This is a genomic window from Halomicronema sp. CCY15110, from assembly GCF_016888165.1.
Lineage (GTDB): Bacteria > Cyanobacteriota > Cyanobacteriia > Phormidesmidales > Phormidesmidaceae > Halomicronema.
The window spans coordinates 1-11,865 of the sequence record NZ_JACSWC010000084.1 but is presented as its reverse complement, the minus strand read 5'-3'; the positions used below and the strand labels follow the sequence as shown (position 1 = coordinate 11,865).

Annotated in this window: 7 protein-coding genes and 1 pseudogene; 4 read left to right on the top strand and 4 right to left on the bottom strand. The window is 55.6% G+C overall.

Features of this window, described 5'->3' with window-relative positions; genetic code table 11:
- The first annotated feature begins 303 nt into the window (after positions 1-303).
- Positions 304-1,287: a protochlorophyllide reductase gene (locus tag JUK32_RS01000; RefSeq protein WP_204136998.1), complete on the top strand. Its 984-nt coding sequence runs from the start codon at positions 304-306 to the stop codon at positions 1,285-1,287.
- A 298-nt stretch (positions 1,288-1,585) separates the two neighbouring features.
- A complete protein-coding gene (locus JUK32_RS00995; protein WP_204136997.1) occupies positions 1,586-2,077 on the top strand; it encodes a cupin domain-containing protein in 492 nt (163 codons plus the stop codon).
- A 111-nt stretch (positions 2,078-2,188) separates the two neighbouring features.
- Here JUK32_RS00995 and JUK32_RS00990 read toward each other — a convergent pair whose 3' ends face one another.
- Positions 2,189-2,851, bottom strand: a complete 663-nt coding sequence (locus JUK32_RS00990) for a hypothetical protein (protein WP_204136996.1) — start codon at positions 2,849-2,851, stop codon at positions 2,189-2,191.
- A 119-nt stretch (positions 2,852-2,970) separates the two neighbouring features.
- Between JUK32_RS00990 and purN the strand changes: the two genes are divergently transcribed.
- Entirely contained in the window at positions 2,971-3,618 is a 648-nt protein-coding gene (gene purN, locus JUK32_RS00985; RefSeq protein WP_204136995.1) for a phosphoribosylglycinamide formyltransferase, read from the top strand.
- A 94-nt stretch (positions 3,619-3,712) separates the two neighbouring features.
- On the opposite strand, the gene JUK32_RS00980 is transcribed toward purN, so the two are convergent.
- Together JUK32_RS00980 and JUK32_RS00975 are read right to left on the bottom strand one after the other, a co-directional pair.
- Positions 3,713-6,955, bottom strand: coding sequence for an efflux RND transporter permease subunit (locus JUK32_RS00980; RefSeq protein ID WP_204136994.1), 3,243 nt, complete (start codon positions 6,953-6,955; stop codon positions 3,713-3,715).
- Between the two features lie 60 nt (positions 6,956-7,015).
- Positions 7,016-8,302, bottom strand: coding sequence for an efflux RND transporter periplasmic adaptor subunit (locus tag JUK32_RS00975; RefSeq protein WP_204136993.1), 1,287 nt, complete (start codon positions 8,300-8,302; stop codon positions 7,016-7,018).
- Between the two features lie 295 nt (positions 8,303-8,597).
- Between JUK32_RS00975 and JUK32_RS00970 the strand changes: the two genes are divergently transcribed.
- Complete coding sequence (locus JUK32_RS00970) at positions 8,598-9,683, top strand: TIGR00341 family protein (RefSeq protein ID WP_204136992.1); 1,086 nt, start codon at positions 8,598-8,600, stop codon at positions 9,681-9,683.
- Positions 9,684-10,096: 413 nt separating this feature from the next.
- On the opposite strand, the pseudogene JUK32_RS00965 reads toward JUK32_RS00970, so the two are convergent.
- Positions 10,097-11,303 (bottom strand): annotated as a pseudogene (locus JUK32_RS00965) (transposase); the annotation flags it as partial.
- Positions 11,304-11,865: the final 562 nt, after the last annotated feature.

The following is an 11,865-nucleotide window of genomic DNA, read 5'->3' as shown; positions in this document are numbered from 1 at the left end:
GGGAGTTCAGTCATGACCAAAGCCTAACATCCTCTGCTAGCTCATCGCTTGAGTCAACCTGGTTGAGCAATTACTAACTATTTATGTGAGGTGATGAGGCGGGGCATCCTGCGGCAATCAGACGATCGCTGGCGGGGGGCAGTCAGGGCCAAATAAGTCGGAGTTTTTCATGCCCTGGGGAACGGTATTTTGCCGATTGTCTGTAGGGCTCTTAAGGTTTATTTCAGTGGCGATTTTGTTGCGTTGGATATGCGATTCTAAACAGTGTTAACGCAACCCAACGTTTGAAAACGATTTATTAACATGGCAGATCCTAATCAGCCGACGGTCATTGTGACAGGTGCCTCTTCTGGGGTCGGGCTGTACGCGACTAAAGCCCTGGCCCAGAAAGGTTGTCACGTGGTCATGGCCTGTCGCAACCTCCCAAAAGCCGAAGCCGCCGCCAAAGAAGTCGGTTTGCAGCCAGATCAATACACCGTGATGCCCCTTGATCTCGCGAGTTTGCAGAGTGTGCGTGATTTTGTTGAGGCTTTTCGGGCCAGTGGTAAAACACTGAAGTCTCTGGTGTGTAATGCAGCGGTTTACCTGCCCCTAGAGAAAGAGCCGCAGTACAGCGAAGACGGTTACGAAATCAGCGTGGCGACCAACCACTTGGGGCATTTTTTGCTGTGCCATCTGATGTTGGATGACCTGAAAAATTCGTCGGTGGATGACAAGCGGCTGATTATTTTGGGCACGGTGACGGCCAATCGCAAAGAGCTGGGCGGCAAGATTCCCATTCCAGCCCCGCCCGATTTAGGCAACTTAGAAGGCTTTGAGCAGGGCTTTAAAGCACCCATTTCCATGATTGATGGGAAAAAGTTCAAGTCGGGAAAAGCCTATAAAGACAGCAAGCTGTGCAACATGCTGACCACTCGTGAGCTGCATCGCCGCTATCACGATGCCACGGGCATTACGTTTAACTCGTTGTATCCCGGTTGTGTGGCGGATACGCCGCTGTTCCGCAATCATTTCAAAGCTTTCCGTACGATTTTCCCCTGGTTCCAAAAGAACATCACGGGCGGCTATGTGTCGCAAGAGCTCGCGGGTGAGCGGGTAGCGATGGTGGTGGTGGATCCGGAATTTAAGCAGTCGGGCTATCACTGGAGTTGGGGCAATCGGCAGCAGCAGGGACGGCAAGCCTTTGTGCAAGAGTTGTCGGCGGAAGGTAGTGATGACCTGAAGGCCAAGCGGATGTGGGAACTCAGCGAGCGGCTGGTCGGCGTGGCTTCGATGGTGAGCACTTAGGTTGCGGCGATCGCATCGCCACCTAACATCTTAAAAACGGTTTCTGCCGGAGGGCGCTGAATGCAGCGATCGCTAGAAGAAGCCGTTTTTTGTGGTGTTCACTTCTTTTACAAAACCTATATTTTGCGGCGGACTGCTGGGGATGCGCCCTAGAGTCAAGGCAGGGCGAGATGCGCCCTGATCGTCGGCGTCTTGGTGGCTTTCTGGCCACAAACGCTACGGCAAGGCGTGATGAATTAGCGTAGCGTTTGGCTAAATCGCTGTTTGCTGTCGTGTTACTTTCTATCCTTTGAGACTTATGACTCAGACATCCTCCGCTGTCGCATCGGCCACGGACACCGCCCAAGATTGCAAGTTGGCTGTGGTGAAAACGTATCGAGACTACCAGGTCTATCGCATTAGCCCGGAAGATCGGAATCGTCTGGCGATCGTGTTTGATCCGAAGACCGCCGATGTTTCGTTGACCTACTGTGTGGAAATTTTTGAGGTCGGCGGGGAGACGCCATCGCATCGCCATAATTCGGCGGTGGAGATGTTTTATGTGCTGAAGGGTGAGGGCGAGGCCGTTTGTGATGGCCGGGTCGTGCCGCTCCAAACTGGAGACAGCATTTTGATTCCCAACAGTGGCACCCACGAAGTACGGAATGTGGGCAGCGATCGCCTCTATATGCTCTGCATCATGGTGCCGAACGAAGATTTTGCGGAATTGATTCGCAATGGGGTACCCGATGAGCTAGATGAGGAAGATTTGCGGGTGTTGAGCCGCACGGATGTGTTGATGCCCTGTTAGGGGATTGACGAGAGCGTTCAGGTTCTAGCCGGGGCCAGTGCTTGGGTGGTTGGGTAGCTGGGTGGCTGGGTAAGTGATGAGTTGCATTTCATGCCTGTCTTGCAATCGGCTTTACGCAGGAGTGGGCTCTGGCGGGGTGGGCTGGGCGAGCACTTTAATGGTGAAGGCCACAAAAGCATAGAGAATGATGGTTTCGCCGCAGAGTTCGGCAAATTCTTCGACGGTGATGCGCAAATATTCGGCCCAGGCGGCGGCTTCAGCGGAATTTTGAGTTGTCGCAGTGGCGATCGCTCCTTTCAGGAACTCGGCCCCAAAGCCCCCGCCGAGGAAGATGGCCATGCCGGTCGCGACCCGGATCAGGGTGATGCGATGGGTGCGCCAGAGCCAGACTAAATCTTGCCAGCTCAGGATTGGAATGGCGGTGAGTAGGCCGAGATAAAGAAATTTCCAGTTGATTTGGTCGAAGGTGAGGTGCAGCTTGGTGAGTTCGTCGATGCCACCAAAGATGCACAGGATGGCGAGGGCGGTGGGCAAGTACCAGGAGTAGGGAGCCTGCAAGCGCGATCGCTGCCCCAGCAGCACTAGGCATAATCCCCCAATGGCGAAGAGATGAGCCGCTTGCAGCAACGAGGGCAACGTGCGCAGACCGTTGAAATCGAGCATGACTGGCACCGTGCCCCGTTGCACCATGGCGAAAAAGTAGGCGCAGGCAAGACCGAGTTCTAAGCCCATCAGGGCGATCGCTCCTTGGCGCAGGATTTTTTGGGTAGGCATCAATGATTAGGAGGTCAGAGTCTATGCTCAGCTTGCCCGAATTTAGGGTGCAGTGGCCTGCGGTTGGAGTCGGATTTCGTCGGTAGAATAAGCGGTGCAAGTTGAACGATTAACGGCCCGTGAGTGACGTCCTAATTTCCCCGGCAATTTCCCCTACGCTTTGCTCCGAGTCGCCGCCGCTACGGTTAGCAGTGCTGGCCTCGGGTCAAGGCAGCAACCTGGCGGCGATCGCCGATGCGATCGTCCAGGGAAAACTCAATGCGACCATTCAGGTAGTGATTTACAACAACCCGGCGGCGAAGGTTGCAAAAAAGGCGGAGCATTACGGCATTCCCACGGTGCTGCTCAATCACCGCACGTTTACGAGTCGCGAAGCCCTGGATACTGCGATTATCGCAACGGTGCAGGCCCATCAGGCAGATTGGGTGATTATGGCGGGGTGGATGCGGCGCGTGACGGATGTCCTCATCAATGCGTTTCCCCAGCGCGTTTTGAATATCCATCCCAGTCTGTTGCCCAGCTTTCCGGGGGTGCGAGCGGTGGAGCAAGCGTTGGCAGCGGACACCAAAATTACCGGCTGCACCGTTCACTATGTGGAGTTAGTGGTGGATAGCGGTCCCATCATCATGCAGGCGGCGGTGCCAGTGCTGCCGGATGATACCCCAGCGACTTTGCAAGCGCGGATTCAAGTGCAGGAGCATCGCATTTACCCAGCGGCGATCGCCCTGGCGGGGCAACATCAGCTTAGGGATTGGCGGGAAAATTAAGATCCCGGTGGTGAGGGTAGGTGAGTGGATGAGGTGGTGGGTCGGTGGGATCGATTCAAGTGAGGAGCCGGTACTTTTATTTCAAGCACGTCCCTTAAGGCAGTGGGGTGACGGCAGGAGATTTCTCTGTCGCCGCATCGGGGGTGAGGGAAGAGAGCCGTGCAGCGGTACCACCGTCGGAGCGGGAGCCGTGCAGCAACGTGTAAAAGCAAGGAATAATAAACAGCGTCAGCAGGGTCGCTAGGGACAAGCCGGAAAAAACCACAATGCCCATGGGTTGTAAAAACTCGGAGCCGTCGCCGATGCCCAAAGCGAGGGGGAGCAGGCCCAGAACGGTGGTGACCGTGGTCATGAGAATGGGGCGCAGGCGCTGGGGGGCGGCTTGCAGCATGGCGGTCGCGCGATCGCAGCCCTGCTCGGCATAAATTTGGTTGGCGAGTTCTACCAAAATAATGGCGTTGTTGACCACGATGCCCACTAGCAGCACGGCACCCACGATGACCGTCGCCCCAATCGCGGTCTGGGTAACAAAGAGTCCTAAAATGCCCCCAGCCAGGGCCAAGGGAACGGTCAGCATAATCACCAGCGGATCGATCAGCGAGTTGTACTGCACCGCCATGACGGTAAACACTAGGAAGGAGGCGAGGCCGCCGAGGGTGAGCAGCGATCGCTGGATAGCTTGGTTGGCCTCAGCGCTGGAACTTGGAAGCACGGTGACGCCGTCGGGCAGGTCAATGGTGGCTAAAATGCGGTTCATTTCAGCGATCGCATCCCCCAGGGTAGCGCCATCGGTGAGCCGTCCTTCAATGATGAACACCTGACGCTGGTTAATGCGCTGAATTTCGGCGGGGGCTTGGCCGGGTTCGACCGCAGCGACATCGCCCAAGCGCACCAGTTGGCCACCGTCGGCGTAGACAGGCAGTTGCCGCAGCTTGGATGGCATATCGATGGCGGCGTCCGGCAGTTGCACCCGAATATCTACGAGGCGATCGCCCCGCTGGAGTTGGGTCGGCACCGAGCCATCAACGAGGGTTTGCACGGTGTCGCCGATGGCCGTGGCCGAGAGGCCCAGGTCAGCGGCTCGTTCCCAATCGGGGCGGATTTGGGTTTCCGGCTGGGGCGGATCCGCATCGGGACTGTAGCTAGCCAGGGTCGCCTGCTGGTCAAACGTTTCGAGCACCTGACGCCCCGCTTGTTGCAACCGTTCGCGATCGGCGCTTTGCAAAATTACATCGACATCGGCCCCACGCACGGGCGAGTTGCTGGTGATTAACCCGCGTACCGATTCTGGTGAGAGCCGCACTCGAATATCCACCAGATTGAGGTCGGCCAGGGCTTGATTGGCTTGCGCCACAAACTGATCAACTGGGGTGCCAGGTTTGAGGGTAACGGTGCTGGTGCCCCGGAGCGCATTGGCACTGGTACTACTGGCAAATAAGAAGCCGCCGGAAGTGGTGAACACGTACTCGGCATTGGGCTGCGCTAAGAGCACTTCATCAATCGCCGACATGACTTTGCGGTTGTCGGCTAAGGGGGTGCCAGAGGGGAATTGGGCAAACAGCCCAGCTTGCCCGGTATCAATAGAGGGCAAAATCTCTTGGGGAATTTGCCGCACCATCAGCAGGCTGCTGCCGCCCAATACAAGGAAGGCGATCGCAATGATGGCCACGCGCTGACTTAACACCCGACCAAGCAGCCGCTGGTATTGCCGGGTTAACCCCTTTAACCGCAAGTCAAACTGCCGTACTGGGGGCAAGTCTTTGACCCCACTGGATACTGGCATCGCGAGCAGACGAGCGGCGAGACTCGGCACCACCGTCAAGGCGACGATGAGGGAGGCGGCGATCGCAAAGCTGATGGTCAGCACCAACTCATTAAACAGTAGGGCAATGAAGCCCCCGATGAGCAAAAAAGGCAGCACTGACACCAAATTAGTGGAGGTCGAAGCTAACAAAGCCGACTCTAATTCCTGGCTGCTTTGCTCGGCTTGGGCAATCACCCGGCCGGGTGGAGTCGCCGCGCCGCCAGCCCCACCCTTACTGGCGTGACGGCGACTCACGTCTTCTGCGCCCTGGGCAATATTTTCGAGCATCACGATGGAGTTATCGACCACGATGCCGACCCCCAAGGCTAAGCCACCGAGACTAAATACGTTCAGCGAGAGGCCAAATATCCCAATTAAAATGATGGCGGCTAGCGCGGCGAGGGGAATCGCCAGCACAATAATCAGCGTTTGCCGCAGCGACCCCAAGAAGAAGAAGACGGCAATGGCGGCTAAGGTCGCACCGGTGAGCCCGGCGGTGGCGACATTGCGAATAGAGTTTTGCACAAACACCGATTCATCCAGCGTGATGTTAATCGTGATATCGGCCGGAAACAGGCCAGCTGTTTGCAATTGGGCCATGCGATCTTTGACGACATTGACCACGGCCACGGTGTTGGCATCGGGCTGTTTTTGTACGCTCACCTTGACGGCGGGCTGTTGGTTGAGGGAAACGTAGATGCGCTGTTCGGCGGTACCATCGACGACGTCGGCAAAGTCGCGCAGATACACTTGTTGGGGGGCATCCGGGTCGCCCACGGTAAATTGCAAATTGCGCACCTCGTCAGCATTGCCAAAGCGCCCGGCGACGCGGGTCAAGGTTTCGGCATCGGTGCCCCGAATGCGGCCACCAGAAGTGTCTTGGTTGCGGGCTTCTAGGGCTGTCAGCACATCGGCTAAGCCTAACCCTAAGGCTTGTAGACGGTTAGGGTCGATGTTGACTTGGATTTCCTCTTCTAACCCGCCGGAGACATCGACGCTCGCCACCCCTGGCAAGGTCGTCAGTTCCCGCGCGAGTTCTTCTTCGGCAAAGATGCGTAACTCGCTGCCTGGCAAGGCCTCTGAGGTTAACGCCAGCTCATAGACGGGTAACTGAGACGGGTCGAATTTGAACAGGCGTGGTTCGCCCACGGTGTCGGGCAATCCGTCGCGCGATCGGTTCAGCGTGGCGGTGGCATCATTGAGGGCTTGGTCAATGTCGCCCCCTGGTTCAAAGAACAGGTCGATGCTGATGCGACCTTCGCGGGTTTGAGAATAGATCTGCACCACCCCTTCGGTGGCGGCCAAGCCTTCTTCTAGGGGACGGGTGATTTCATCCACGGCGACTTCGGGGGAAACACCGGGGGCATCGAGTCGCAGGCCAATGCGGGGGTAGGTGATGGAGGGCAGCAGATCAACCGGCAGCCGCGTGATGAAGAAAACTCCCATGACGACCACCGCGATCGCGAGCATCAAAACGGCAATGTGACGACGAATGGCGAGGGTGGTGATGCTATTGCGGGGAGAGGAAGTCATAGGGGTGAGGGTAGCTGGGTATGAGAGGGGCCGGGTTGCGGAGTCTGAGGGTCGAGATACCTACTCGGTTTCGGACAAAACGCTGAGGTTGACGACTTGGCCGTCGCTGAGGTCGCCGCTGCTGCGGACGACAACGACTTCCCCCGCTTGCAAGCCGGATACGATCTCGACGCGGCTATCGTTTTCGCGGCCGATTTCGACGGGGCGGGCCTGGACGGTGGCTTCTTGGTCGTTTACTGCGGTCAGCACAAACAGAGTGGTCGCTTCATCGGTGGCGATATCGAGAGCCGTTTGGGGAATGGCGACGCGATCGCTGCCCGCGCCGGCTAAAGTCACCCGGGCCAATAGACCGCTACCAATTTGTCCTGAGGCGTTGGGAATCGTCACTTCGACGGGAATGAGGCGAGAAGTGGGATCGGCGGCGGGAGCGATGCGGGTGATGCTGCCAGCGATCGTCTCGGCGGGAAAGGCATCGAGCTGAACGCTCACGGGCTGCCCGACGGACACTTGCGCCAGGTCGCGATCGGAAACTTCGATAACAACTTTGATCCGGCTCAGGTCGCCAATTTGCATCAATTCGTCACCCGTTTCGGCATAGTCACCCACTTCGATGAACCGCTCAATCACGGTGCCGGAGAGGGGCGATCGCACCACCGCGTAAGACAGTCGCTCTTGGGTCTGATCCACCACGGCCTGTTGCGCGTTGACCCGCCCTTCGGCGGCACCAACGGCCGCCTGACGAGTGCGAATTTGCTCCTGGGTGGATTGCAACACCTGCTGTCCTGTATCGACAGTTAGCTGGGCTTGTTCCGCCGTTTGAATGGAGACGGCCCCATCGGTAGCGAGTTGGGTTAAGCGATCGGCTTCAGTTTGTGCCTGCTGAAGGCGCACCTGGGCGGAATTGTAGGCGGTTTGGGCGTCACTCACCGCTGCCTGGGCCTGGGCCACTTCGGACTTGCGGGCTTGCAGTTCGGCCTGGGCTTGGTTCACCGTGACGGTTAATAAGTCGGCATCCTGGCGGGCCAAAATGTCGCCATTGCCCACGGCATCGCCGACATCAACGGTGAGCGCGGTGACCTGGCCCGCGACTCGCGATCGCAGCGCCACCGTTTGCACCGGCTGGGTTGTCCCCGTAAAGGTTAGCCCCGCCTCAAAGGTGCCAATTTGGGCGACCTCCGTGTTGACGGACACGATTTCTTCCGCCATTGCGGCTTGAGGCGATCGCCCTAAGCCGCCTTCGCCTCCCGCACAACCAGCCAACCCCAGGAAGCTAGCTGCCAGCATCACCCCACTAGTGGCGAGCCGTAGCCGATATCCAGTCGATAATCGAACATAAGTTGACGTCACGCTTTCACCTCTTAATCCGATTCCGACCCATGGTCTTTGAAATACCCAGACGCTCAGTAATGTATACCGGGCAGCCTCTACCGACACTGGGATGGGCGACCATTGTTGTCACCCATTAGGTAAATCGAAAGATTTAATTTTTTCTATAGAATAACCCCAATTATTAATTATTGTCGGTGGACTTGGTAGCATTGCACCAATTGCGTCGATTGGTGATTCACCAGGATTCTCAGGGTTTCAAAAGCCCAATTTCCCGCCTAAACTGGAATCCACCCACTCATTTCTAGGCGGCCCCATGAATCGGTCGGCAATTATCGAGCAACTCCAACGTTTTCGCCACAAATATCTGTCCACTGGGCGGCGGGTCTCGCTTCAACAGCTGAAATACATGACCGACAGTCTGTCCGATGAGTCTCAGGCGGGCAATAGCTTTCTCGTATTGACCTTGGGGTCTTGCATAATTGCCACATTTGGCTTGCTCTCCAATAGTTCAGCGGTCATCATTGGAGCCATGCTGATTGCCCCGCTGATGTTGCCCATCCGCAGCTTATCGTTTGGCATTTTAGAAGCCGACAAACCCTTGATCCGCACGAGTGCTAAAGCTGTTTTTATTGGGACTGGTGCAGCGATCGCCGTCTCCATGCTATTGGGCATGGGGGTCAACTTGTCGGGTTATGGCAGTGAAGTATGGAGCCGTACTCAACCTAACCTCTTAGATTTAGGGATTGCGATGACCGCGGGGGCATTAGCCGGATTCGCCAAAATTGAGGCAAAAATTTCGAGTTCACTGGCGGGTACCGCGATCGCGGTCGCCTTGATGCCACCCCTTTGTGTCGTTGGACTGTGGCTGGCTAAGTTTGAGCTGCGCTGGGCTTGGGGGGCACTGGTGCTGTACCTCACCAACCTGCTTGGCATTACCCTGGCCTGCATGTTGGTTTTCTTGTGGGCGGGGTACTCTCCCGTCATCAAAGCCCGGCGACCTCTGGTATGGACAACGGCCTTGACGAGCTTACTCATGCTGCCACTGGGGGTGACCTCTTATCGGCTGCTCGTGCAAGATCGCCTAGAGTCCAACTTGGAAGAGGCTCTGCTAGATAGAACCTTGACCTTTCAACGGTTAGAGCTAGTTTCGCTAGAAACCGATTGGTTCCCCAACCCGCCGGAAGTCAGGCTATTGGTCTATGCCAATGAACCCGTGACGCCCGTACAGGTCAATTTGCTAGAAGAGTTCGTCGCCGGCGAAATGGGCCGCCCCTTCACCCTAGTTTTCCAAGTTGCTCAGCTCGAAAAGGTGACCAGCGAACCCACGCGATCGATGGATGACGCGGACTCCTTAACGCCGATGCCGTCCCCAGCCCCAGCTCCATGGCAGCAAAACTGAACAAGACTTACCGAACCAACATTCTGGGAGGCTGAGCGCGATCGGATAATGCCAGCGGCCTCATACACTTTCAACAAAAATAACCCTCCGCCATCGGTGCTGCCTGCTCCAGACATCTCCTTGAGCGATACAAACACATAACACTGGGACTTCTCACACAAGGTCGCAGCATTCTTTTTCTGAGACCCACTAAAACAAACGTAAGTCCCCAAAAAAGACAGGTCGCGACAATCCTGATCAGGGATTTATCAATCCTGAAAAAAGACTAAGTTAGAGACTTTTTGGTCTCATTGAAAGACTTGGTGCTACCTAGTTATATGTGTGAGCAACGAAGTTTGAGGCTGTGTTCGGGGTTAAATGAGTAATCGTGCAGAAACTCCTGCTACGGCTAGGTACTTTACAGGGCAAGTATTCTAGCTAAACGGCTCATCAAAATCGCTGGCTATACGCAAAAACCTCATGGCACCGAGTTGGACAGACTCTGGTAGGTCGAAGAAGAAACGTCCCAGCATCTGGATGTGAATATGGCCCAGCGGTGATAGTCGCTCCATATCTTCCGGTCTGATATCCATCCCCTGCTGCCGCAGATACTGGAGCACAGACTCCATATAGAGGGTGTTCCAGAGCACGATCACGTTGACGACTAACCCTAGCGCCCCGAGCTGATTTTCTTGGCTTTCTCGATAACGTTGGCGGAGTTCTCCACGCTGCCCATGAAACACTGCTCTGGCTAGACTGTGCCGACTCTCCCCCGGTTAAGTTGGGTCAAGATCCGTCGCCGATGGTTCTCATCATCAACGGAGTTGAGTCGGTATAACGTCTTCGAGATGCGCCCAGCCTCTGCCATCGCCTTACCCAGAGTGGACGGTTTTCCACCTCGTTGCAGGACTCGCATAATCTCTAAAGCACTGACCGTTCCCTGCTTTAAGGAACCAGCAATGCGCAGCATGTCATCCCATTGCACTGCGATCAGATGGGTATTGACTCGTTGTCGTGCCAGTCTATCCAACACCCCGTAGCCAGCGTCGGCATCAATGCGCCAAAACCTGGCCTCACCCACATCTGCCAATCGTGGACTGAACTGATAGCCCAGCAACCAGAACAAACCAAAGACGATGTCACTGTAACCGGCCGTATCGGTCATCAATTCCTGGGGCCGTAAACTGGTTCGCTGTTCTAACAACCCAACCAAAACAGCCAGGGAGTCACGCAATGTCCCTGGTACGACCAGGGCATGAAACCCCGTGAACTGACTAGAAGTGAATTGTGATAAGTGATGCCTCGCCCTTGGTTAAAGTATTTGGGGTTGGAGCCAGCGTTGAGAGTGCGCACCGGGACCACCAATCGGAGCCCATCAGCAGAGGCCACGTCACCACCGCCCCACGCTTGCGCCAGCGGAATCTGGGTTTGAGCATCAACTAACCGCGCATTGGCCAGGGTCAGCGTTTCGGGCCGAATGTAATTCTGTTTCACCTAGTTCAATCGATGTCCCGTCAGGGCTGGGTTATCCTGACGATGTTGTAAGGGCCGTAAGCCAATATTGCAGGCTGAAGCCATCAGCACCGAACAGAGGCTAGTCGATAAATCTTGTCCCCGTGATGCGCCTTCATTCGCGTGGGTAACGTAAATTCGTTGGTTGTGTTTTCGAATGTCTCATTTAGGATTCAAGATGGGACAGTGAGCAAATACACTGCCCGCATAAATTCGGCAGCTAGAGTTACTGTCACACAATGCTTGCAGTCTTAGCGACCAAAATTTCCCGCGGCTAAAACTAAGTCGGAGAGAACTTGAAGAGCGAGTGTGGGAATAAAGCCTTATCAAATTATGACGTTCTCATACAAATGAGACAGAGCAGAAATGCGTATAAACCCTAAATCAAACATCAATAAGGGATGTTTGATTTAGGGTTTATACGCATGTGCGGATACATAGGATGGCTGAATTTTGTCTTTCATCGTTATCTATTCCCAAATCAGGACAATGGATTAAGTGTGAGCAGACTCGCGAAATCGGACAAATTGAGTCGTTTAATGGCCAAACAGTGTGCGTTTCTCTCGGAGACGGTATCACGCTATATGCCACCCCTGAAGGCTTGAACCATCTGGGGCTTAGTGGTGCAGAAAAGTCCTGAGAGTATTGATGTAGCTAGATTCTCAGATTGAGAAGGGGAGCCATCTGTGAG